Annotated in this window: 22 protein-coding genes; 10 read left to right on the top strand and 12 right to left on the bottom strand. The window is 46.4% G+C overall.

The annotated features are described in order from the left end of the window. Nucleotides 1-5 precede the first annotated feature (5 nt). The 6 genes from KD147_RS02820 to KD147_RS02795 all read left to right on the top strand — a co-directional run bounded on the left by KD147_RS02820 (nucleotide 6) and on the right by KD147_RS02795 (nucleotide 7,979). Nucleotides 6-962, top strand: coding sequence for a hypothetical protein (locus KD147_RS02820; protein ID WP_212546815.1), 957 nt, complete (start codon nucleotides 6-8; stop codon nucleotides 960-962). A gap of 104 nt (nucleotides 963-1,066) precedes the next feature. Further along, complete coding sequence (locus KD147_RS02815) at nucleotides 1,067-1,672, top strand: hypothetical protein (RefSeq protein ID WP_212546814.1); 606 nt, start codon at nucleotides 1,067-1,069, stop codon at nucleotides 1,670-1,672. Next, nucleotides 1,672-2,277, top strand: coding sequence for a hypothetical protein (locus KD147_RS02810; protein ID WP_212546813.1), 606 nt, complete (start codon nucleotides 1,672-1,674; stop codon nucleotides 2,275-2,277). Before KD147_RS02815 ends, KD147_RS02810 begins: the two co-directional genes overlap by 1 nt. Continuing rightward, nucleotides 2,255-2,671: a DUF6950 family protein gene (locus KD147_RS02805; RefSeq protein WP_349304660.1), complete on the top strand. Its 417-nt coding sequence runs from the start codon at nucleotides 2,255-2,257 to the stop codon at nucleotides 2,669-2,671. Before KD147_RS02810 ends, KD147_RS02805 begins: the two co-directional genes overlap by 23 nt. Continuing rightward, nucleotides 2,664-7,577 (top strand): phage tail protein, encoded by a 4,914-nt coding sequence (locus tag KD147_RS02800; RefSeq protein ID WP_212546812.1) that lies wholly within the window; start codon nucleotides 2,664-2,666, stop codon nucleotides 7,575-7,577. The genes KD147_RS02805 and KD147_RS02800 overlap by 8 nt, the downstream gene beginning before the upstream one ends. Before the next feature lie 9 nt (nucleotides 7,578-7,586). Then, the gene (locus KD147_RS02795; RefSeq protein ID WP_212546811.1) at nucleotides 7,587-7,979 is read left to right on the top strand and encodes a hypothetical protein; all 393 of its coding nucleotides are present in this window, start codon (nucleotides 7,587-7,589) and stop codon (nucleotides 7,977-7,979) included. Nucleotides 7,980-7,997: 18 nt separating this feature from the next. Here KD147_RS02795 and KD147_RS02790 read toward each other — a convergent pair whose 3' ends face one another. The 8 genes from KD147_RS02790 to KD147_RS02755 form a co-directional block, all read right to left on the bottom strand. After that, entirely contained in the window at nucleotides 7,998-8,411 is a 414-nt protein-coding gene (locus tag KD147_RS02790) for a hypothetical protein (protein WP_212546810.1), read from the bottom strand. A gap of 212 nt (nucleotides 8,412-8,623) precedes the next feature. After that, nucleotides 8,624-10,525 (bottom strand): cation:proton antiporter domain-containing protein, encoded by a 1,902-nt coding sequence (locus tag KD147_RS02785; protein ID WP_212546809.1) that lies wholly within the window; start codon nucleotides 10,523-10,525, stop codon nucleotides 8,624-8,626. Nucleotides 10,526-10,630: 105 nt separating this feature from the next. Beyond that, a complete protein-coding gene (locus KD147_RS02780) occupies nucleotides 10,631-11,023 on the bottom strand; it encodes an MAPEG family protein (protein ID WP_105254158.1) in 393 nt (130 codons plus the stop codon). Nucleotides 11,024-11,149: 126 nt separating this feature from the next. After that, nucleotides 11,150-11,875 (bottom strand): SIMPL domain-containing protein, encoded by a 726-nt coding sequence (locus tag KD147_RS02775; RefSeq protein ID WP_212546808.1) that lies wholly within the window; start codon nucleotides 11,873-11,875, stop codon nucleotides 11,150-11,152. A 113-nt stretch (nucleotides 11,876-11,988) separates the two neighbouring features. Next, nucleotides 11,989-13,545, bottom strand: a complete 1,557-nt coding sequence (locus tag KD147_RS02770; protein WP_105254156.1) for a SulP family inorganic anion transporter — start codon at nucleotides 13,543-13,545, stop codon at nucleotides 11,989-11,991. A gap of 125 nt (nucleotides 13,546-13,670) precedes the next feature. After that, nucleotides 13,671-14,129, bottom strand: coding sequence for an Lrp/AsnC family transcriptional regulator (locus KD147_RS02765; protein WP_105254155.1), 459 nt, complete (start codon nucleotides 14,127-14,129; stop codon nucleotides 13,671-13,673). Nucleotides 14,130-14,218: 89 nt separating this feature from the next. Further along, nucleotides 14,219-14,860, bottom strand: a complete 642-nt coding sequence (locus tag KD147_RS02760) for an MBL fold metallo-hydrolase (RefSeq protein WP_349304667.1) — start codon at nucleotides 14,858-14,860, stop codon at nucleotides 14,219-14,221. Between the two features lie 16 nt (nucleotides 14,861-14,876). Continuing rightward, nucleotides 14,877-16,655, bottom strand: a complete 1,779-nt coding sequence (locus tag KD147_RS02755; protein ID WP_212546806.1) for a M14 family metallopeptidase — start codon at nucleotides 16,653-16,655, stop codon at nucleotides 14,877-14,879. A 121-nt stretch (nucleotides 16,656-16,776) separates the two neighbouring features. Between KD147_RS02755 and KD147_RS02750 the strand changes: the two genes are divergently transcribed. Further along, on the top strand, nucleotides 16,777-17,604 hold the full coding sequence (locus tag KD147_RS02750) for an SDR family oxidoreductase (protein ID WP_212546805.1): 828 nt from the start codon (nucleotides 16,777-16,779) through the stop codon (nucleotides 17,602-17,604). 57 nt (nucleotides 17,605-17,661) lie between these two features. Here the strand turns inward: KD147_RS02750 and rplT are convergent, their stop codons facing one another. From rplT to thrS, 4 genes are all read right to left on the bottom strand, one after another. Continuing rightward, a complete protein-coding gene (gene rplT / locus KD147_RS02745) occupies nucleotides 17,662-18,021 on the bottom strand; it encodes a 50S ribosomal protein L20 (protein WP_105189760.1) in 360 nt (119 codons plus the stop codon). 15 nt (nucleotides 18,022-18,036) lie between these two features. After that, nucleotides 18,037-18,237 carry a 50S ribosomal protein L35 gene (gene rpmI, locus KD147_RS02740; protein ID WP_022944197.1) on the bottom strand — a complete coding sequence of 67 codons (201 nt, stop codon included), beginning with the start codon at nucleotides 18,235-18,237 and terminating at the stop codon, nucleotides 18,037-18,039. Between the two features lie 208 nt (nucleotides 18,238-18,445). Beyond that, complete coding sequence (gene infC, locus KD147_RS02735) at nucleotides 18,446-19,006, bottom strand: translation initiation factor IF-3 (protein WP_105254259.1); 561 nt, start codon at nucleotides 19,004-19,006, stop codon at nucleotides 18,446-18,448. A gap of 63 nt (nucleotides 19,007-19,069) precedes the next feature. Further along, complete coding sequence (gene thrS, locus KD147_RS02730; RefSeq protein ID WP_105254152.1) at nucleotides 19,070-20,980, bottom strand: threonine--tRNA ligase; 1,911 nt, start codon at nucleotides 20,978-20,980, stop codon at nucleotides 19,070-19,072. Between the two features lie 250 nt (nucleotides 20,981-21,230). Here thrS and KD147_RS02725 point away from each other — a divergent pair, with 250 nt between their 5' ends. The 3 genes from KD147_RS02725 (at nucleotide 21,231) to KD147_RS02715 (ending at nucleotide 24,580) form a co-directional block, all read left to right on the top strand. After that, nucleotides 21,231-21,671 (top strand): DUF3010 family protein, encoded by a 441-nt coding sequence (locus tag KD147_RS02725; protein ID WP_212546804.1) that lies wholly within the window; start codon nucleotides 21,231-21,233, stop codon nucleotides 21,669-21,671. A gap of 96 nt (nucleotides 21,672-21,767) precedes the next feature. After that, nucleotides 21,768-23,939, top strand: coding sequence for a hypothetical protein (locus tag KD147_RS02720; RefSeq protein WP_212546803.1), 2,172 nt, complete (start codon nucleotides 21,768-21,770; stop codon nucleotides 23,937-23,939). A gap of 98 nt (nucleotides 23,940-24,037) precedes the next feature. Further along, nucleotides 24,038-24,580, top strand: coding sequence for a manganese efflux pump MntP (locus KD147_RS02715; RefSeq protein WP_212546802.1), 543 nt, complete (start codon nucleotides 24,038-24,040; stop codon nucleotides 24,578-24,580). Nucleotides 24,581-24,741 lie beyond the last annotated feature (161 nt).

The raw sequence follows: 24,741 nt of genomic DNA, 5'->3' as shown, positions 1-24,741 counted from the left end.
GTTTTATGTCGGTGTTAGCTACAAATAATCACAAAGACGTACTCGCTAAATGGCTTGTAGCCATTGCAGTAGTGTACTCAGTTGGAACATTAGTCGTTTTCTTATTGTATTTCGATATCAACCCCTCACTACCGATGTCAGACTGGGTCAACACGGCAGTCTATTTCAATAACATTCTTTCCCCGGTGTTTTTGCTTATTACGATATTTCTGGTTTATTTTACGTACAGAGATAACAAGGCCGAACTTCAAGGAACTAGGCAATTAATCAAAAACCAGATTGAGCATGCTAACTATGAGTCAGCTAGGAAGCAGGTGTTATTGATTGTTGATGAGCTGTCTAAAGATATCAATACAACAATCCCATTAGGTCCTGCTTTTAGGCAGCAAATTGTTAACAATATAGACCGGTGGCAATGTACTCCTTCATTAGATGTACAGCGTAGTCAAGCCCAAAGTAGATTGGGCAGCCCAGCTTTCGATTGGTCAGAGTGCTCTAACGAGCAGAAATTGACTCATATAGGACGGGGGATAGAGTGTCAGGGAAGTTATACCATGATGACTATGATAGGTTATTATTTGAGGTTTTATTATTCAAACGATCATACTAGTGAAACATTAGAGCATTTTTCTGACGTACACTTCTTTGCTAGCGACGTCTATTTAAAACGGCCTGAAAAGAAATCTTATTTCAGATTGCATAGAAAAATATTATGCGAACTACTTCAGGAGTGGCATGACAACCCCGAGGTTAAGTTTTTGTGTCAATTGGTGTTGAGTAGGCTGTCTACCGAAGTGATGGCGTTTTTGCTTTTAGGTGCCATTGATGATTTGAACAGAGATGAAAGTTATATAGAGCAAATAAAAATGTTTAATATGGTTTTCGATAAGCTAGACTACCTACACTTGATCTATGCAATGCAGCCAGCACTAGACCCAAATTATAAAACCATGCTACCTTAATTGTTCACCCAAAAGGGACTATGTAAACCCATTTCCAGCGGCCCACTTAGGGCCGTTTTTTTATACTCGATACCAGTGTTTTATCTAATCGCGAACGCGCATCGATGCAATTACTCCCCTTACCTAAACGACCTAAATCCTGCACCTTTAAGCTGGTGCCCAACAGCCAAACCCATGTCAATAAAGCCAACAATGCCACCGAGGTTTACGACCATGAAGGTGCCTATTGGGAGTTTGACATTGAACTGGCCCATGTGCGTGAGCAAGATGCGTTGCAGCTGGAGGGCTTTTTAGCCAGTCTGCGTGGCCAGGTAGGCAAGTTCCTGATGTTTGATTACCGCCGCGAACAGCTTGATAAAGACTTTACCGCCTTTGTTAGCGGAGCCGACCAGGACGGCAATATATTAAACATCGCTGGCCTGCCCGCATCGACCACAGTCGCCCTCACCGGTGAGCGTATCCAGGTTAATACCGGCGAAAATGCCGAGCTTAAAATTCTCACTCAGGATTTAGTCACCGACGGAACCGGCGCAGCGACCGTTGTGTTTGAGCCACCCATGCGCAAAATCCCTGCGCATAACACCCAAATCATATTTAAACAGCCTGTGGGCGTATTTCGCCTGGCCGATAACAAACAAGGTATCGATACCGCCCAGTTTAAACGCGGCATTGTTACCAGCTGGAAAATTCGTTGCCGGGAGGCGTTTTAATGGAGTCGTTAAACGCTGGGCTACTGAGTGAATTGGCAACCGCTGGGCGTGCCCGTTACTTTGTGCGCCTGATGTTTAAAAGCGGCGATGTGCTGTTGCACACTGGGGTCGGTGAACGCCGCTTTATGGGCTGGACCTGGTATGGCCTGGGCATGCTTGGCCAGGTAAGCGAAATCCCGGCCAGCGATAAAAACAACAGTAACCGTATTCGCTTAACCCTGCACACCACCGACACCGCGCTCATGGCCGAGGTGGCCGAGAATGACCCCGTTGGTGTGGTGTGTGAGATCTACCTGGTAACCGTTGATCAGCATTACCGCGTAAGCCAAAGCCAGTTGCTGGAAAGCGGCTATATCGTCTCTTGCGAAGTGGAGCGCGGCGATGTATCGCAAATTCAACTCTCTGTAGCTGGTGAGGCCGAGCGCTGGAAGCAGGCGCGACTCAATCAACGTTGGAATAACGCTACCCAAAAAGCACTTTACCCGGACGATGAATTTTTTAGCGAGCAGGCATCGTCGACACAAAACATCAATGACACCCAACCAGGTAGTTATGTTGGCGGAAGTAGAGGGAATAAAGAAGGTGGACGTCAGTATCAACGTTAAGTTTCACGATTTTATAACGGCACGCACCAATATGCCCTTCGAGTGGGGTATTAACGACTGCTGCCTATTTGTGGCCGATTGGGTTGAATGTGCCACTGGCCATGACCCAGCCTTTGGCTGCAGAGATGCATACTCGACCCAAGCAGGTGCCTTTAAACACATTTTTAAACTCGGCTTTAAAGATGTTCGAAGCGTGTTTAAAGACCGTTTAAATACGCCTGTGCCGGTACATTATGCGCGCCGGGGCGACCTGGCTTTGGTAGAAGATAACGGCGAGCTGATCGGTGGCATTATTGGTGTGGGGTCTGTTTACTGCGTATGTGAAGAAGGCTTGGTGAGTCTGCCAATGGATCGCGTTGCCGAGGTTTTCCCGTTGGAGGCGCGCAGTGTCTAAAGCAACCGACATAGTAGTAGATACCGGTGGTGACCTGTTTGGCATTGGGCGCAGTGTATACAATAAAACCATTGGCGCCTTGTGGGACTCGCTTACCCCTGAGCTGCCAGAAGAAGACCTGGCAACCTTGGGTAAGGGCTTGCAAAAAGGCATTGATCAGCCTCGGAGGGTGACCTTTGGCCGCGACCGTGTTGGTGGGGTTATTGCCCACCAGGCGGAAGTTGAACGCGGCGATAAAAAGTACATGCAGCTCATTGTGCTTATCAATGGCGCGCCCATCGATGCGCTGGAAGAGATCTATATTGCCGATAAGCCAATCACCGATTACCCAGCTGGTAGTTACGACTATGAGCTCAAAGATGGCCGCCATACTACCGCCAGCGCCAAAGCGGTTAGCAAAATGGCCGGCTGGACGAATGCGCATATCGGCCATGGCCAGGCGCATATCTTCCTTGAGTTTGAAAACAACCGTGAAGTGTTCCCAGACGGGATCAGTGATTGTGAGTTTTTGATACGCGGTGTGCGAGTATGGGACCCGCGTGATCCAGCCCAAGACCCGGACGACCAAAACACCTGGCAATGGAGCCAGAACGCGGTGCTATGTGCCCTGCACTATGTGCGTTTTTATGGTGCGCATGAGGTGCCCTTTGAGCGCCTGCCGCTTACCTGGTGGATAGCCGGCATTAACGTGTGTGACGAAGACGCCCAGTACACCGAGCCCGGTGGTACGGTGACCACCGAAAAGCGCTACACGGTAAATGGCTCTTTCCAGTTCACCAATAACCCCTTAGACATTTTGAGCCAGCTTGAGCGCAGCTTTGCAGGAAAGATATTCCGCCAGATGGGCCAGTGGTATGTGCGCGTGGGTGCCTGGTACGGCACGCCAACCTATACCGTGAGTGAGGATGATGTGCATGGCAATATCAAAATTAAGTGGCATGCTGATCTGCGTGATAGAGCCAATATTGTCCGGGCGACCTTTAGTGACCCAGACCAGAACTACGAACGTACCGACGCGCCGCCGGTTGAAGCGGCCGGCTATATGGAAAAAGACGGTCAGCGCTTGGAAAAGTCTATTTCCCTGCCCTTTGTACGTTCGAGCACAACAGCACAGCGCTTAAGCGCTATTCACCTTGAACAGTCGCGCCTGGGCGGTATAGAGCTGCCACTAAAACACAAAGGCTTAGCCGCTGCCGTTGGCCGCACTATTTATGTCAACCTGCCTAAAGAGGCATTGAGTAATAAAATCTACCGCGTGGTGGAGCGCCGCTTTCGTTTAGATGGCGGTGTAACCTTGATGTGTATCGAGGACGGTCCGACCCTTTGGGCCGACAACCTGGTACCAGGCGCGCAAGACTTAACCCCCAACAGCTCGTATCGATTGGGTAAACCTCAACCCGTTTTTGATGTCCGGGTAGACGTTTCTGACGATGAAAAAGCCTATCTAATTTGGTCGCACCCGGCCATTGCAGCAGTCGATAAGTTTGAATTAGAGATTTATCAAGCTGGGAGTTTAAAACACAAAACATCTGTCATCGATAGCCAGGCATTGCTGCCTGATCTAGGTGAAGGTAGCTTTTCTGCCAAACTTACAGCTGTAAACCTGTTTGGTCAAAAGAGCGACACTATAACGTTTGCCTATATTGTTGCAGCCCCTGCCCGCCCAACTGGTTTGAGTTACGCGCAATACAAAAACCATGACACCTTACAAGGCCGGCTGGTATGGGATAACCCACAGAACATAAAGGTAATTAAGCATCGCATTGAAATCTACGCTGGCACAGAGCTGATAAAGAGCGTCGACACCGCCGAATTCACGCTGGAGTTGTTTAATTTAGAAATTGGCTCTTATGTAGCTAAGCTAAGCGCCTTAACTGCTAAATATGTAAGTGAAGTCGCCACGTTAAATTTTGCCGTGTCTGTGCCCTCGCCTATGTATTCGCGCTTTGGTGATCCTACGTTTAGTGAGGGTTTGAGTAAGTGGTCAGAAGATTATGTTGGCGAAGCAATTTCAGGCGTCAACAACCCCAATTTATCTATCGTCCAATCGGGGTCATATGGCGGTAATTCAGCTCAAATAAGTGGCCAAGCCACTCTTTATTGGCGTCAAGCCATACCGATCGACGTCAATAAAACATATCGGATGCGCTTCAAGGTTCGCCAAACCCAAGATCCCACTAGCGGCGGTGCTAACGTCTATGCAGGGGTAGCCACTCTCGATAAAGACTTTAACAATCTAACGGGTGGTGCCGGTACGCATCGTTATTTTGCAGTAAAAGGCCACTCCATTACCGTTGCAGATGGCTGGCAAATGTTTGATGCTGTGATCACAGGGGTCGGCTTATTAGCTAATCAATTTCGTGCCAATACGGTATATGTGCGACCTATGTTTATTGTTAACTATGCATCGGGGAACGGCATTGCAGAGGTTGACTATTGTATGTTTGACGAAGTATTAGACGCCGATAGCATCGACCATACAGACCCTCGCATTAGTAACGCAGCAATAACCGGCTTTGTCACCGAAGACCTGTACGCACAAGAAAAAGCGGTACTGCAGGCGCAAATAGATAAAGCGATAACAACATGGTTTTATGACGGCGAGCCAACCCTGAGTAACCAGCCGGCTGTGAACTGGGCAACTACCGATGATAAAAATACCCATCTGGGTGACTTGTACTATGACAACGTAACGGGCTATGCCTACCGGTTTATGATTAATGCCACAGTTTACTCATGGAACAAAGTCAGCGACAGTGATGTTACCAAAGCCTTAGCCGATGCAGCTAAAGCGCAAGACACCGCCGACAGCAAACGTCGCGTGTTCGTCGCTCAGCCAGCACCACCTTATGACGCGGGCGATCTGTGGGATATTGGCGGTGGTATTAAACGCAGTATTAATACCAAAGAAGTGGGAGATAGTTATGATCCTGGTGATTGGGTGCTGGTTAGCGATACTACAGATTATACTGACAGCCGGATAGGTAATTACGCCATTAAACTTGGCGGCAGGAACCTTCTGCAAAAAAGCTACCCTTGGTCGTCGTATACACCTTATAACACCACACCGACTGAGTCTGATAACGTTATTACCACCACGTATGTAAGCGATACTACTGGCTATTTCACGCTAATTAAGAGTGGCTGGGTGATACCGTCAGATTTGCATACGATAAGCGGCTATTTTTTGGTTAATGGCACGCCTGGCACGTCAGCGCAATTTGGAACGGGTCTTTGCAGTACCTATGGCAACAACCTACAACAACATAATTACGATCCGAGCACGGGATATTTTGAGATCACTCAGGACTGGCAAGGAAGCAGTTGGCTATTTCATAAATTAGGTGGCTTAGTTAACGGTGATGTTGTCACTTTTGCGGATTTGAAATTTGAGAAAGGTACTAAAGCAACGGCTTGGACGCCAGCAATAGAAGACGTTTACGCTGATGCGACCGCCAAAGCTGATGCGGCCGAAGCCGCAGCTATAGCCGCTGCTGAGACAGCTGCACAAGCCAAAGCTGACTTAGCGCAAACACAAGCCGAAGCTTATGCCGATGGTATCGTGACTGCTGAAGAAGCACGAGCTATTGCTGATGCCACTGCTAAAGCCGATGCTGCACAAGCCGCCGCAATTGCTGCAGCCGATACAGAAGCCCAGGCAAAACTTGATGCATTGAAAATAAGCGGCAGGAACCTTCTGCAAAAAAGCTACCCTTGGTCGTCGTATACACCTTATAACACCACACCGACTGAGTCGGATAACGTTATTACCACCACGTATGTAAGCGATACTACTGGCTATTTCACGCTAATTAAGAGTGGCTGGGTGATGCCGTCAGGTTTGCATACGATAAGCGGCTATTTTTTGGTTAATGGCACGCCTGGCACGTCAGCGCAATTTGGAACGGGTCTTTGCAGTACCTATGGCAACAACCTACAACAACATAATTACGATCCGAGCACGGGATATTTTGAGATCACTCAGGACTGGCAAGGAAGCAGTTGGCTATTTCATAAATTAGGTGGCTTAGTTAACGGTGATGTTGTCACTTTTGCGGATTTGAAATTTGAGAAAGGTACTAAAGCAACGGCTTGGACGCCAGCAATAGAAGATACAGAAGTAGCCAATCAAAAATACATGCCTAATTTAGTATCAGCGGGTGCCGGCACAGCTCTAAATGTTAACCCGTTGTCAGCAAGCGACAATGGTTCTAGCGCAAAAATCACCATTGCTAGCCACTCAAGACAGTATGGATTTGGCTCCCTGTCTCTTAACGCTGGTTCAATAACAGGGTTAGCTTTTAGCACCAAATATTACGTGTATTACGATGATCCAACGTACACAGGCGGTGCTGTGACGTACCATGCCACAACTAATATACAAACTGTGGCCGCCGGCAACCATCGTATATTTGTGTCAACTGTCACTACACCTGCAAATGGCGGTGGCTCTACATGGCCCGACCCGGGGGATTGTGTAACGCCTGATATGTACCTTACTCCTCATTTAAGAGCGAAAGACGCTAGTGAGAAGGACGTGATTGATACCTGGTGGTTTGGAGAAGACAGCATCAAAAGTCCGATACTGCAAATCCGGCCTATTGCAAGAGTGCAACCGATCGTTGAAATTCAAACTTCTAGTGGTGCGATTGTACAAGTATCAGCGGAAACCCCTATAGAACTTCGTGATCACAAAACAATAAGAGCCTGTGATATTCGACCAGGCATCGACTTGATTGCGACTTTAAAGGGAGATGACCCAACACTTTATTGGGAGCACGTAACTCGCGCCGACATAATCAAAGAGGATGTTGTCTATCACATATCAATTGGTGATGGTTCATTCGCTGCTGGCGTTGATAAACATAATCGCATCATTACCCACAACGGCACTTATAAACCTTAAGGAACCTATATGAACATACAGCCTGCCGATGAAACCACCTTGCTATTTAGTTTGCAAAAAACAAGTGAAATTACGGAGCGAGCGTTTATAGTAACGGACAACGGCGCTCAACATTTAGTGCTGGTCAACGTCGGCAAAAACTTTGAAGATACTGATGGCAACGGCACTATAGAAACACTGGATGGTAAATTTACTGTCCAGCTTGTTAATAACGACGAAGCCGCAAGCGCTGTGTTAGTTTCAGGTCGGGAAATTAAGGTATGCGAGGTTCACTCGCTTAACATTGAGGCGGTGAACAACGGCACGGAAGACATTTACACCTGGATTGCTGATGTAAGTGCTGAGATGATCCCCAAAGTTGTGCGCAAGAAAAGCACGCTTACTACTTTCCTTGCTATCTAATCTCTAGTTTTAGGGGCGTTAAGCGTAAGCCCATATTAACGTCCCTGCTATCATTAATAGAACACTCAATTTTTCATCAAGCATGATGTTTTTTATCCATACTTGATGTGACACTGGGAAAGCAGTTGAACCAAAACTCATAGCCCCATTAGCCGCATCATACTTATCCTTTAAACTTAAATCTTTTCTATGAAATAGTTGGGAGTGTTTGATTGTGAGTAAGAAGCCCATAAGACCGATCACAGCTCCTGAAGAAGAAACAAGAGTAGGTAAATCGAATTTAAATGAAAACCAAATAGAAAGTACTAAATAAACAATCGCTACCACTAACAAAACCCATCTATTGAAATAAAAAGGAGAACCAGCCTTCAACCACCACCATGTTGGTATCTTGTCTTCTTCCTGCTTTATCCCTTTATCACCAACTTCCATTGTTTAACTCCGTATCTGTACATATCAACCAATTGATCCAGCCTACGACTTTAAACATTCTTTAAACCTACTTCAAACAGACTTTAAATAGGCCTCATTTAACATAATTGATTCATTCCAATAATCAGCGTCGCAAAATCCAAAATTTCGTAGCGGCTTACAGCAGCCCTTTTTCCTGCTCTGAATTTACCACGGTATTTTTTTGCCTAGTTTCAGTGTCTGTCTCTAGAGTCAGCGTAAGTGTCTTTGTCGGTGGTACTGGATTGTTTCTCGGTATTGATGATGCTTGCAACAGACTCTTTTAATTCCGGCGCGTATTGCTGCATATAGTCTTTCACTAACTTCACGTACTCATCATTATCCTGAAATGGCAAACTGGCATCAAAGGCCTCAGCAGTGACCCGCATCATTTTTTTATCATAGGCATCGAACTTTGAAATGATTTGCTGCGCCTGTTCGCTTTTAATTCCTAACGCTTCATACGCGGCGCGCCCCATGCGCAGTGAGCTGTCATAGGTTTCGCGGATAATGTCACGGCACCCCAATGCCCACAACTGATAAACGTGATGTCTGTCGACCGCCCGAGTTAGCACATGAACATGCGGGTAATTTTGAAGTACATAGTGTGTTAGCGTGGTGATTTGTTCTTTGTCGTCTAACGCGATGACCAATAACTTGGCTTTGTCTATCCCGGCACTGTTAAGTAAATCCGGTCGTGTCGCATCACCATAAAAATAATGCACGCCGACTCGGGCCATGGCTTCTAAATGGTGATAGTTATGGTCAATCACGGTGGCACGAAACCCGCCGATTTTTAGTATCCTATCCACTAGACCGCCAACCCGACCTGAGCCGGCAATAATAACATGGCTTTGCTCCGGAAACTGGTCTTCACGGCTTTTCCCTTCCACCACATAACGTGGCGCTATCACATATTGGTAAAGGATAAAAAGCAAAGGCGATATCAGCATGGACAAGGTTACGACTAGCAAGATTTGGTCCGCCATGGCCGCTGCCATTACCTGATTACTAACGGAAAACGACAGTAAAACAAAGCCAAATTCACCGGCCTGCGCCAATCCCAATGCCAAGAGCCAAAGTGCCGCGCCTTTGATGCCAAGTATTCTGCCCAAGACCAAGAGCACGCCTACCTTGACGGCTATCAAAGCTAACGTGGTTAGTGCAATAACAGTAAACTGCTCTGCCAACAGGCCAAAGTTGATTCCCGCCCCCACGGTAATGAAGAAAACCCCAAGCAACAGCCCTTTAAATGGCTCAATGTTGCTTTCAAGTTCATGCTTATAGGGTGAGTTGGCTAAAACCACACCCGCAATAAAGGTACCGAGCGCCGGTGATAACCCAACTAAGGTCATCATCAGCGAAATGCCAATCACGAGTAATAAAGCGGTTGCGGTAAACAGCTCTCTTAATCTAGCCTGGGCAACAAATTTGAAGATGGGTCCGGTGAGGTACGCGCCCCCTATTACCACGGCTAACACTACAGCCAGCACGACTAACGCGCTTTGCCAGCCATTTAATCCACTTAGTATGTTTAGTTGGGACGTAGCATGTGCACCAGCCATGTCGGCGCCGCTTATATCGGTCATGGCCAGTAAGGGTAAAACCGCTAAAATAGGGATAACGGCGATATCCTGGGTGAGTAATACCGAAAACGTCGCCTTCCCACCCTCGGTATCAAGCTCTGAGCGCTCGGCCAAGCTCTGTAATACTATGGCTGTGGATGACAAGGTTAAGATAAGTCCGATACTAAGGCCTAGTTGCCATGAATACCCCAAAAACATGGCCGCGCCCATAATAGCCAAGGCCGTGAGTATCACCTGCCCACCCCCAAGACCGATTAACTGAGCGCGCATTGACCAGAGTTTTTTTGGCTCCAGTTCTAAACCGACCAGAAATAGCATCATTACTACGCCAAATTCGGCGACATGCTGAATGGATATCAGATCAATATTGAGTAGCGCCAATAAGGGCGCAATGATAATTCCGGCTATCAGATAGCCAAGAACGGAGCCCAAACCAAAGCGCGTGGCAATGGGAACGGCCACTATGGAGGAGATGAGAAAAATACAGGCAACAATAAGAATGTCTGTCATCAATTTGCCCTTGAGCTAGTAATTTTGAATCACGCTTAAGGGCAATTTTAGACGACTATTTATACTAAGGCATTGATTTTGCCAAGAAGATAACGAAGGTTCAGATTAAAGATAAATACCCAAGGTGGCGTCGAGCAATAAAGACACCGAGGTAATTAATATCACCGCGAAGGTCAGCATCATGCTCACTACCCTCACCTTGATATTTTCATCTAACTGGGAAATATTACTGGCATGAATTAATCGTGCTAATACTAAGGTCACCCCAAGAGCATGGCAGTAGTGACTTGCGAGTCCTTGATACTCATTAAAAAACAGCAGTAGCAAGGCCAGCGGCACATACTCGATAAAGTTACCATGAGCGCGTACGGCACGTTGCAGAGCTTCGCTGTCGCCGGTGCCGATAGAACGTTGGCTACGACGGCGCTCTTTGACCACGTAAAGACTAAGTTGCAAATAGACCAGCGCTAAAATGGCGGCGTAGATGGAAACAATCACGTCTGCTCTCCTGAGTACATTATCAGGCTAGAAGGTACAGGTAATTGATTTAAAAGAAAAGCGCCGAAGGAAAACTCTTTGCGGTTTTGCCTTCGGCGAGGTTACGCACGGCGTTTATTTTCTAGGTTAATTATCCAGTAAAAATACCGCATTGACCGAGGCGGTGACTTTGATCTCGCCAACATTGTACGCTTGCTCGACACCGGGCGCGGCATCCGCACTGACCATCATTTTCATTTCCGCACGCGGATATGGAATCGGTCTGTCATGGCTCATTACGTTAATGCTGTAAACTTTGCCCACCTTAGTATCAAAGCCCTCTGCATAGGTTTTTGCTTTTTGCTTGGCATCACTAAAGGCTTGCTGTTGCGCTTGGTTATACAGTTCGTCGTAATTACTCAGACCAAAATGGGATTGCCCTACCTGATTGGCTCCTTGCTGTACCAACAACTGCAAAACCGATGCATAGTTATCGATTTGGCGCAGAATAACACTGACATTACGGCTTACTTCATAGCCGTCAAACTCATTGGATTGCGTGTCACGGTTATAACGGGTTTTACTGTGGATGCTGAGTTGGCTGGCATGAATATCCTTGCTTTCAATGCCCTGCTCTTTTAACGCAAGGATCATGTTCGCCAGTTTACTGTCTGCGGCGCGTTTAGCTTCAAGCACATCCATACTTTGTTCGTTAACGCTGAGATTTATGGTCACCTTATCCGGGGTGGCCCACACCTCACCAATGCCGCGTACCTGTAAATGGGGCTCATCGGGTATGGATTGCGCTTGCACGCCAAAGGCTCCGCCCATCGCCAAGGTGGAAGTCAGTAACACCGAAATTAGTCGTTTCATAGTCGTACCCATTATTGAAGAATTGCTTTAAGTCTATGTATAGGCTGGTTAATTGCAACTGAATAAAAAAGGCCAGCGGAGTGCTGGCCTTATGATTAGGTTAGAAATGCGTTTTAACCTAGCTCGTCCGAGGCAACGCGATATTTGGGGTCTTCAATTACGTTGATTTCCACAAGATCACGGGCTTTGTGTAAGAGCTCTTTACAGTCGGCGCTGACATGGCGCAGGTGCAAGGTTTTACCGGCCTTAGTGTATTTATCCGCCAAGGTATCGATGGCTTCGATGGCACTGTGGTCGGCCACACGGCTGTGTTTAAACTCAATGATCACGTCTTTTGGATCGTCCTTAATATCGAACAATTCTAAGAAATTTTTCACCGAACCAAAGAACAAGGGGCCATGTAATTCGTACACTTTAGAGCCTTCTTCATCGACATAACTTTCCGTGTAGATGTGTTTGGCATGTTGCCATGCAAAGACCAGGGCCGAGACAATAATGCCCACGCATACGGCAATGGCCAGATCGGTGGCTACGGTTACCGCACTCACTAAGAAGATAACGAAGGCATCGGATTTGGGTACCTTGCGCATAATACGGAAGCTTGACCATTCGAAGGTGCCGATAACCACCATAAACATAACGCCAACCAGCGCGGCAAGCGGGATCATTTCAATGTAGCTGGCGGCAAATAGAATAAAGACCAGGAGCAACAATGCCGCGGTAATACCCGATAAACGGCTACGACCACCGGAATTAATATTGATCATCGATTGACCTATCATGGCGCAACCACCCATGGCACCGAAGAAACCGCAGGTTACGTTTGCCGCGCCCTGACCCACACACTCTTTATTACTATGGCCGCGGGTATCGGTAATTTCGTCGATCAGAGTTAAGGTCAGAAGCGACTCGATCAAACCAATGGCCGCCAAAATCACAGCGTAAGGCAGAATGATCTTCAGGGTTTCAAGGTTAAATGGTACTTGCGGGATATGGAACTCGGGGAAGCCACCGGCTATGGTTGCGGCGCTATCGCCGGTCATATCTTTAACAAAGTCGATAACGGTGCGTGCTTCCAGATCTAAGCCCAGCACTAAACCTGTGACCACCACGATAGCAGCAAGGCTTGATGGAATGGCCGTTGTTAGTTTCGGTAAGAAATGAATGATGGCCATGGTTAAAGCCACTAGGCCTAACATGGTATACATGAGTTCGCCCTGCATCCACTGCATTTGCCCATCGTCACCCAGGACCTTAAATTGTCCTAGCTGAGCGAGGAAAATTACAATGGCCAAGCCATTCACAAAGCCCAGCATGACCGGATGGGGCACCATGCGAATAAATTTGCCGAGCTTAAATACGCCCGCCAGGATCTGTAAGAGACCCATCAGCAGCACAGTCGCAAACAGATATTCGACACCATGGGTAATAACTAACGAGGTCATCACCACGGCCAAAGCGCCGGTTGCACCGGAGATCATGCCAGGGCGGCCACCAATTAGAGAGGTGATCAAACCGACGATAAAGGCGGCGTATAAGCCAACAAGAGGGTCTACCTGAGCTACAAAGGCAAAGGCCACGGCTTCGGGTACCAATGCCAAGGCAACGGTTAATCCCGATAGGATATCGTTTTTAGCAGAGCTAGGAGCTTTGCTGAGTAAGTTAAACATTCATTCCTCGTTTGCGGTGCGATTAGAAACAAGCTGCGAAAGGGGTGCAGATTCTAGCAAAACAAAGAGAAATTAACAATTCAGCAAAGAGTTAGGCGACCGTAACGATCGCCTAAGAAGTAAGCTTACAGAGGTAAAGAAGTGGAGCGTTTTACGCAGGTCATGGTGACGTTGGAGTGTACCTCTTGTACATAAGGCAGACTGAGTAAATTGTCGCGCACAAACAATTCATACCCCTCTATGCCTTTAGAGATAATACGCAGCATAAAGTCCATGGTTCCGGCCATGGTATAACACTCGGTGACCTCGTCATAGCTCATGATGAGCTCTTCAAACTGTGCCAATTGATCGCGGCCGTGGTTAGATAAACGCACGTGAGCATACACCAGCATATCAAAGCCGAGCTTTTTCTCATCGAGTAAAGCCACCTTCCCCTTGATGTACCCTTCTTGCTCTAAACGGGCAATACGGCGCCAACAAGGCGATTGCGACAAGCCGACTTGATCGGCAATTTCTGCAGTAGAGAGACTTGCATCTTGCTGCAATAGCGCCAGTATCTGGCGATCAACTTGATTTAATGACATTGATTTTTCTTATTCTTTCTTTAATTAGGTAAAATTATACACAATCCTGCGGGGATCGTCTTTTTTTTTAGGGCCGAAACCGATTCAAGTTAGCCAAAACGTCCACTGATAAAAGGGTTAGTGGCGCGTTCCTGGCCCACCGTGGTGTTTTCACCATGACCACTTAAGATGACAAAATCATCCGGCAAAGACAATACCTGACTCTTGATAGATGCAATCAATGTGGGTGCATCCCCCTTTGGAAAGTCGGTGCGCCCAATTGACCCTTTAAAAATCACATCCCCTACCAGTACCTGCTTTTGTGCGTGCTCCACAAAAATGACATGGCCTGGGGTATGTCCGGGGCAATGACGTACCTCAAAACTGAGGTTACCTAAACTTAAGGTATCACCATGGCTCAACCATTGTGTCGGTAGAAAAGCAGGACGAGGCGAAAACCCAAACATCTGTGCCTGCTGTGGCAGCGCATCAAACCAAAACTGCTCGTCTTTATGGGGGCCGATAATCTCTACGCTGTAAGCTTTAGCCAACTCATCGGCCGCCCCCACATGATCCAGATGACCATGGGTGAGCCAAATGACCTCAGGCTTAAGTCCATGCTCATTCAAGATGGCTACGATTTTTTGCGCATCGCCGCCCGGGTCCACGATAGCCGCTTTCTTGGTGCTCTCACACACCAGAATACGGCAATTTTGCTGAAACGGTGTCACCGGCACCGTTAGTATTTTAATTGTCATAGCTCGTTATCTATTCGTTTTCGTACTGCATTAAAACGGGGTAATTCAAATATTGCTGATCATAATACGGGCTTTGCTGGTAAAGCCAAGCGCGACGTGCTTCGGCATCCTGAGCAAAACTAGGATCTTTTAGCTTTTGTTCAAACTTGACTCTGATTTCCTCATCGCTAGCTAACAGCTGCGCTGCGTAGGGAGCCAAGGCATAATTCTCAACATACTCGGTACGCTGAAAAAGGGTATGGAAAAAGCCCCACTGCAATAAGGAATCCGGAGCATCCGGGTGCAGTATATGGGTGGCCAACAGGCCGAGCTTCTGATCTGTGTCGACTTTTACCCAATTGTTATCAAGCCTGACGTTAACCTGGGTGTATTCAAGCTCGGGGGTTACGCGAAAGCGCCCTTCAAATGGCGCCTTGGCAAACTCGTAGCTAGTTATCTGCGCTTGGCGTAATGCGAGTGTGAGAGGCTCGCTCACGGCTTCTAATTTAACCCCTTGAAGGCTCAGCACCGTCAAGGTTTCGGCGTATTGACGAGGAATATAAAAGGCCTTGGGAATTGCCACCTTGGTTTTCACCTCTTTTTGCCAGTAAATAGGCAAACTTTCATACTCCTGAGCTTCCCCTAGGTAGCGTACCTCGCGGGAACCGGTAACCGCACTGGTATAATGCTCGTAGGCGATCCCCTTAAAGGATATAGAGTCTGGCTCACTGGCATAGTCTCGTGCAACGACCAGCTCTTTGTAACTGGTGTTAATCGAGTCCGCAACCGCCTTATCAATTTGCTCACCGTGTGTTGCTAAGGCTTCAATTGCCCCGTCCAACAGCACATAGGTGCCAAGCACGCGCTGTTTGTAGGGCTTTAAGGAATGGTTCTCAACCAAAATGGTGGGCAGATGACGCAACTCCCCCCAGCCATTCGAATACCTGGGCCCGGCAACCCAACCGGCCAGGCCTTTTGAAAATTCCATTTTATCCATCACAAACACCAAAGGCCCTGGTATATGCCCCTGCTTTTGCAGCTTGGCATCGATAACCGGAGCGACCCACTTGTCCAGAGCCTGCGTCACCTTGGGCGTGCTGCTGGCAAAGCTGGGGTTATAACCATAGGTAATATCGTACTGATAATCGGCGCCATCGGTGACATGAACGTCAATATAGAGGTCCGGCTGATAAGTATTAACAACATGAGCGATGGCGCGAATACCCGGAGTGTCCAGCTTGGTGTAGTCACGGTTTAAATTAAGATTTTGGCCGTTGGTGCGAAAGCCCATGATGTTCGGGCCACGTTGGTTTATGCGATTAAAGGCACTACGGCGTTCATGACCATCGACATTGAGAATAGGAATAAACAGCAGATTGACACTTTTTAGTATGTCCGGGCGATGACCCTTGGCGATATCGCGAAGCAGCATAAAACCTGCGTCTTTGCCGTCGATTTCACCGCTGTGTATACCCGCTTGAATAAGCAAGGTGGGTTTGTTATCCGCAACAAGCTGCTCGGCGGAGCTCAATCCATGCTCGGTGGCAATCAGCATGCGAATATCTCGCCCGGCATCGCTTTTGCCTATAGTCACCGTATGGAACTGTGCGCTATTTGCCTTCACCAGCTGTGCCAAATACGCCATGGTGTTTTCATAATTTGGTGAGTCAACACCACCGGAGCGCTCAAAGTCGGTCTGTAAGGGACCGTCACTTTGCATCAGCACTTCGCTGTCTCCGTGCCAAGAAATTAAAGGTGGTAGGTGCGCATCTTGGCTTAGGGCAGCGCTAAGTAATAAAGACGTTAGCATAATAAGCTCTTGTTATTCTTATAAGTGGGTTTGAGTATAACAAGGATAAACAAACACTGGCGAGGGCTGCGATGAAATGGTAGTTTGCTCGCAAAGGATGTATACAGCATAAAATCAAACCATGAAAACCATACTTATCACCGGCTGCTCCAGCGGCATAGGATATTACTGCGCGCAACAATTACTAAAGCGTGGCTATAAGGTCATAGCCAGCTGTCGTGCCTTAGAGGACGTTCGTAAACTCAACGCCGAGGGCATTACCTGTGTTCAGCTTGATTACAGCGATCCGCAATCCATAGAAAGCGGCTTTAACGAGGCACTTGCCCAAAGTGGCGGTAAACTCGATGCACTCTTTAATAATGGCGCCTATGGTCAACCCGGAGCCGTAGAAGACTTACCCATAGAGGCGCTACGCAAGCAATTTGAAACCAATGTGTTTGGCTGGCACCACCTCACCCAGTTGGCTTGTAAAATAATGCGCCAACAAGGCCATGGCCGCATTATTCAAAACTCGTCGGTGTTGGGTTTGGTGACCTTACCCTATCGCGGCGCCTACAACGCCAGTAAGTTTGCCTTAGAAGGTCTAACAGACACCCTGAGATTAGAACTTAAAGGTAGCGGCGTGCAGGTGTCGCTGATTGAGCCCGGACCCATTACCTCGAAATTTCGCGAAAATGCCCTACAGGCTTTTTTAACCTCGGGAATAAATATTGAAACGAGTGCACACCGGGAAAACTACTTGGCGCAACAACGCCGGTTGGAATCGGCCACTGGGCCGCAACCCTTTACTTTGGGCCCGGAGGCTGTTTATAAGCGCTTGGTCCATGCCTTGGAGTCGCAACGACCACAGGCAAGGTATTATGTCACTACCCCAACCTATTTATTCGGCTTTTTGAGAAGAATTTTGCCTATTAGCTGGATGGACTGGGTCTTAACCAAATCCCGTTAACGGGAATTTCAGGCAATAAAAAAGGAGCCAATCGGCTCCTTTCTCTGCTAGCACAAATTAAGCTTCTAGGCCTTCTTTAGCCTTAGCAACTAGTGCTGCGAATGCAGTTTGGTCATAAACAGCGATGTCTGCAAGGATCTTACGGTCGATCTCTACAGAAGTCTTCTTAAGACCGTTGATGAAACGGCTGTAAGACAAACCATTTTGACGAGCTGCAGCGTTGATACGAGCAATCCATAGTTGACGGAAAGTACGTTTCTTCGCACGACGGTCACGGTAAGCGTATTGACCCGCTTTAGTAACCGCTTGGAAAGCTACGCGGTAAACACGTGAACGTGCACCGTAGTAACCTTTAGCTTGCTTTAAAACTTTCTTGTGACGTGCGCGCGCGATAGTACCGCGTTTTACTCTTGCCATTATTCTATACCCCTATTAAGCGAATGGTAACATACGAGAAACTAAGCCGTGGTCGTTCTTGTGAACCATTAGCTTAGGACGTAGGTGAAGCTTACGCTTAGAGGTTTTCTTGGTCAGAATGTGACGAAGGTGCGCTTGTTTACGCTTAAAACCGCCAGAAGCAGTTTTCTTGAAGCGCTTAGCGGCGCCACGGTGTGTTTTTAGCTTATAAGCCATTGCAATAACTCCAATTGATATTGCTTAAATTTAGCAAGCAGGCGTCCAGCTTACGCTGACACTTTAGTGGCCTAACTTACTCCCAAAACCGGTGAAGGGACTTAAAAAGCCCCTTACTTTCAACCGGATAGATACAGGTGCTAAATAAATTACCGAAGCAATTCAAGTAGCTTGTAAACCTGCACTAAATCTTAAGGCGCGCAGTATACTATTTTTTAGCCACTGGCGCTAGCATCATAATCATTTGACGACCTTCGACTTTCTTAGGGAAAGACTCGCAGGTTGCCAAATCTTCTAAATCCGTCTTGATGCGGTTTAGAAGCTCGATGCCGATCTCTTGGTGGGCCATTTCACGGCCACGGAAGCGGATAGTTACTTTCGCTTTATCGCCAGCTTCTAAGAACTTGCGAAGGTTACGAAGCTTAACCTGGTAGTCACCAATGTCAGTACCCGGACGGAATTTAACTTCCTTAATCTGGATTTGCTTTTGCTTCTTCTTCTGTTCTTTTTGTGCCTTGCTTTTCTCGAAAATGAACTTACCGTAGTCCATAACCTTACAAACAGGTGGCTCAGCATTAGGGCTGATCTCAACGAGATCGACACCAGCTTCTTCCGCCAATGACAACGCTTCACTTAAAGACACAATGCCTGCTTGCTCACCGTCAAAGCCAATTAGTCGAACTTCTTTTGCCGTGATGTCTTCGTTAATACGATTTTTTTGAGTCGTTTGTTGACCCTTTTTTCCGCCTCTAATGGTACGTTCCTCCAAGAATATTAAAAACAAAAAAGGGTGTTACCGTCAGTATTTGGCACACCCTTTTTCCATCACAGACTAGCGTCTATTCTTAATTTCATCTGCGATTTTTGTAATAAAGTCATCGACTTTAAACTTGCCCAGGTCTTCACCTGTACGTGTCCTCACTGCGACTTCTTGTTGTTCAACTTCTTTGTCGCCAACAACTAATAAGTAAGGTATACGTTTTAAAGTATGTTCGCGAATTTTAAAGCCAATTTTCTCATTTCTCAAGTCGGCTGCGGCACGAATGCCCAGTTTATTTAATTTTTGTACAACTTCTTGCACATAATCCGCCTGCTTATCGGTGATATTCATCAATACCACCTGCTTTGGCGCCAACCAGGTTGGGAATAAGCCGGCATATTCTTCGGTCAAAATACCGATAAAGCGCTCGATTGAACCGAGAATCGCACGGTGGATCATTACCGGCGTGCGACGGTCGTTATTTTCAGCAACATAAGTTGCTCCTAAACGGCCCGGCAACATAAAGTCTAGCTGCACAGTACCACACTGCCATGCACGTTCCAAACAATCATAAAGCGTAAACTCAATTTTTGGTCCGTAAAAGGCGCCCTCACCCGGCAGATATTCAAATTCAATATTCTTATCTGTTAGTGCTTGGGCAAGCGCTTGCTCGGCTCTACCCCAAAGCGCATCCTCACCGATACGTTGCTCTGGACGAGTTGATAATTTAACCACGATTTTTTCAAATCCGAATGTGGAGTATGTGTCATACACCATGTCGATACAGGCTGCTACTTCGTCGAGGATCTGCTCTTCGGTACAGAAGATATGGGCATCATCCTGGGTAAAGCCGCGCACACGCATCAAACCGTGCAGGGCACCCGATGGCTCATTACGGTGACAACAACCAAACTCGGCCATACGCAGTGGCAGGTCGCGGTACGATTTCAAACCTTGGTTAAAAATTTGTACGTGTCCCGGACAGTTCATCGGTTTAATGGCGTATTCGCGCTTTTCCGACTCGGTGGTAAACATAGCATCGCCATATTTGTCCCAGTGGCCCGACTTTTCCCACAGTACACGGTCCATCATCAATGGGCCTTTTACTTCTTCGTAATCGTACTCGCGTAATTTTTCACGAACGAAGTCCTCTAGTTCGCGGTAAATGCTCCAGCCATCGTTATGCCAAAACACCATGCCAGGCGCTTCTTCTTGCCAGTGCCATAAATCAAGGGCTTTGCCTATCTTACGGTGATCACGCTTTTCCGCTTCTTCAAGGCGCTGCAAGTAACCTTTAAGTTGCTTTTTATCGCCCCAGGCGGTGCCGTAGATACGCTGCAGCATCTTGTTGTCTGAGTCGCCACGCCAGTATGCGCCGGCCACCTTCATTAGTTTGAAGTGCTGACAGAACGACATGTTTGGTACGTGTGGACCGCGACACATGTCGACATACTCTTCGTGATGGTATAGGCCCGGACGGTCATCTTTAGAGATATTCTCGTCAAGGATTTCCATCTTGTAGGTTTCGCCACGCGCTGCAAAAGCATCGCGCGCTTCTTGCCAGCTGACGACCTTCTTCACAACGTCGTATTTTGTTTTGGCAAGCTCATGCATGCGCTTTTCTAGCGCTTCAAGATCTTCTTGGGTCAGCGAGTGCTCCATATCAACATCGTAATAGAAACCGTTGTCGATTGTCGGACCAATGGCCATTTTGGCGTCCGGGTAAAGCTGCTTAATGGCGTGGCCAATAAGGTGAGCACACGAATGGCGAATAATTTCTAAACCATCTTCGTCTTTGGCGGTGATAATTTCTAAACGCGCATCTTCGGTGATTAGGTCACAGGCATCAACGCGCTCGCCGTTTACACGACCGGCGATGGTGGCTTTAGCAAGGCCAGGACCGATATCAAGGGCCACATCCAAAGTTGAGACTGGGTTATCAAAAATACGCTGACTACCGTCAGGAAGAGTAATTACAGGCATGTTTAATCCTTTTACAGTGGTGACACCTACGCCGCGCCACATGTAGTAAGTTATATTTAATCGATTTAATTCATAATCAACGCTTATACCAACAAGCATTGCGATGATGTTGTTGCGCCCGAGTATGAGCGCAAGCGGCTATTCTCGCGTGCCCTGCATACAAATTCAAGGCTAAGGGAATAATTTTATTCCATTGTTTTTACACCATCTCTGATATACTAGATGCCATTGAATACAAGGGCGATATAACATGAATACCTGTGGTGTAGAAATAAAAGGCAGCGAAGTGCTGCTGTGCTTATTATCAAAAGACAATGACGTTTTCGACATTCGCGACGTACGACAAACACGTTTTGTACTCAGTGACGCCGACGACACGGAACAAGTACAAAAGTTTTACCGCGATTTTAAAAAGCTGATGGAAGACTATGGCGTTGATTCAATTGCCATTAAAGGTCGCCCACAAAAGGGCAAGTTCGCCGGTGGTGCCGTTGGTTTTAAAATGGAAACAGCGCTGCAACTTATTCCCGACCTAGATGTGTGTGTACTTAATGCCACCACCATGAAAGAGCAATTGAAGCGCAACCCTGTTCCTATCGATTTTGAAGAAACTGGCTTGAAGAAATTCCAAGAACAAGCATTTATCACCGCTTATGTGTATATCATGCAGCGTACCTACGTTAAGGATTAAGCGCCAAAAATAAACGCTAATGATTAAACCAACAAAAGCCGCTTTCTCTAGCGGCTTTTGTTGGTTTAATCATTTTTTCATAAGCAGAGGAAGCTAATGGCAGCCAATAACGTCAATTATTACGATAACCTTTTCTCAAAATTTCAAAGTTCATCTTCTCCCATTACGCCACATCAATTGGTACTAGAAGCCTATCTCTACAGAAAAACAACAAGCAAAAATATAAATAAAGACGAAAGCTTTTGGAATTCACTATTTATTCATGAACTCCCACCTAGCTTCTATCGCAGTGAAGACTTTCAGCTAGTATTAACCAGATATTTTACCCTTACCTCAACGTTCAATTATGATTTTTTAGTCAAGGTCTTACAGCACGAGCCGGATGTTTTGAAGGCTGCAATTCTTAAAGCTGAATTGGTGTTGAAAAAGGATCATGTTAAATGGCATGAGATCCATTTCCTTGCAAGGAAATACCCAGACAACTTAGAAGATCTTATTGCAACATGTGATGCGCTTCAAAATGCACATTCTGAACGACTAAACTTCCTAAAAAGCCAAGCTGAGCCCTTTAGTCGGTTGACAATTTTTGAGTTTTTAGCCTTATCTGCCATCTATTCATTTAAGTGCATGACTAATAAGGCGGAAACTATGAACGGTGAAAACCTAACTGTAGATATGCAATTAATAGCTCTTAAAGAACTAGTTAATTGGAAACTTAAAGAAAGCAACCTGAACGAGTTTTATCTCACTGACGACAAAATAGCCCTAGCTATAAAAATATTTCAAGTACCTTTTATCTTCCCTAACGATGAGCAAAACCCACGCGTTATAAGGCTGTTAAACGAATTTTCTCTCCTTATGCAAGCGCAAGTGGAATTGAATGAATTCATATCACGAAGTATTCACCCGTATTGTTTTGATGAAGGCTTTAGTTTCTCACTTATCAATGGTGAATTGGTCTTAAACTCAGAAAGTAGCGCCAATGATAATTGGGAGCGTAATGGCAGGAGGCAACGCGCACTAAGGGGCTATTGGTTTAATAGAGCAATCGATGAATTTTGTAACAGTGACATCGCGGGAAATCAAATCGGCTCTGCAGAAAATCATGAAGAGAATCAATTTGCCTATGTAAAAGCTCTAGCCAGCAAGATAGAGCTTGAAGAGGTGTATGGATTCAGCCAGTACGTCGCTATAGGGAAAAACGTCAAAGTAAATATCTTTCAAGCAATATTAGCTCAAGAGTTAATGATGGCGTTTTACCTGAAAGAGTATACTGCGACATTCTATCAATATGTCGAAGAAACAGGGCATTGGCAAACAGCTCTGAGCCAACTGGCATTTAATGGCCTTCTGCAAGGTGAAAACCGCTTTCCGATAACTTGGTCAAATATTAAAGACAAAATTAACAACCTGGTTGGCTGGACTGTGTGTGACAAACATCCTAAGGGTGATAAAAATGCGGCCAAAGCTATGCTTGACTTTTGGAGCGTTGATTTAAAGGAACACAGTAAGTTATTACGGTCTAAAACAGCTATTAATCGCCAGCAATTAACAGAACGCCCTATTTTCAAAATTGGAAATTATTGTGTTCAATTGCCATGGCTTATGCCCTCCCAAATCAGTTCAGTTAATGTCATTAACAACTTAAGACGTTTTGCAAATGCGCGTCCCTCATTAAAGGATGAAACTTCAAGAATAGAGAGTAAATTAGGAGACGCATTTGCCAATCAAGGATTCAATGTTCTAAAAGGATACACACCACAAGACCCTCAAGCTGGCGAAATAGATTTGATTTGTGCAATTGATAACCTCGTCATAATAATCGAAGTTAAATCGACGTTTTATCGCACAAGTAAAAAAGAAATTGTGTACCACCGTGATAGGACTTTGCGAAAAGCCGGTATACAAATTAGAAACAAAGTTACGGCAATCAAAAGGGAGTTAGAGAATGGCTTGGCTCAACAGCTAGGCATTGCAGACAGCAAACCAACCATAGTCGGCTGGATTGCGGATACTTCTATTGAGTTTGACCATGAATATTTTGCTGGATACCCAAAAGTATCTATACAAGAAATATTGATAGCTTTGTCTGACAGCGCGCATTATTTGTCTGATTTAGAAAATGAAATTTTAACTCCAAAGGAATCAGAGGAAAGATTCACAGCTAGTTCTCTGTATAACCAAGGGTTCGATGCCAATCAATTTGTAAAAATAATTGAAAATTCTCTAGTATGGCAGGCCTACGGAGAAAGTGATGACTCATACTAGTTATAAAGAATTGTTATAATGCATTTTCTTACTGATGGATAAGGTTTTGAGTCACTTTATGTCAGTAGCGAGTACAAAAGTTTTTTAAGAGTTTTCAGATGATTGAAGTTTTTATCTTGGCCGTGGCCCTAAGTATGGATGCGTTTGCCGTATCCGTCGGGCTTGGCTCAAAGCACACCAGCTTAACGCGCTCGTTGGCACTTAAAGCCGGCGTTTATTTTGGTTTATTTCAGGGTTTAATGCCACTTCTCGGTTACCTAGGTGGTAAAGGCGTATTGGGTTGGGTGGAAGCCTATGCTCACTGGATAGCCTTTGGTCTGTTGCTCCTTATCGGTGCGAAAATGATTTATGAAGCCCTTAGCGAAGGCATTGAAGAGGACATTGCCCAAATCACCCACAAGGTACTATTGATTCTTGCCATCGCCACCAGTATCGATGCCATGGCTGCGGGTTTTACCTTAACCCTGCTCGGTGTGCACCCCTTACTGGCGTGTGCAATTATTGGTGTCGTCACCTTGATATTCAGTGTTGCCGGTGTCTTCGTTGGCGCGCGCAGCGGCACCTGGTTAGAGAACAAAGCGGAATTACTCGGCGGTGTGGTGTTGATCCTGATCGGCTTTAAAATACTGCTCTTCAAATAGTCGAACTTACACGGCCCGGGCACAGCTGTCCTGGGCCCGGCTTCCCGCCTTATTGATTTATCCTCTATTTCCTCAGTTTCCATATACCTACCCATGTTCTGTCTGTTTTTATTTGTCGACACCCCTCTACACCTTTAGTCGCAAACAAGGTCTAAATCGTC

It is taken from the genome of Pseudoalteromonas sp. BDTF-M6, assembly GCF_018334135.1.
Taxonomy (GTDB): domain Bacteria; phylum Pseudomonadota; class Gammaproteobacteria; order Enterobacterales; family Alteromonadaceae; genus Pseudoalteromonas.
This window is presented reverse-complemented; position numbering and strand designations above follow the sequence as displayed.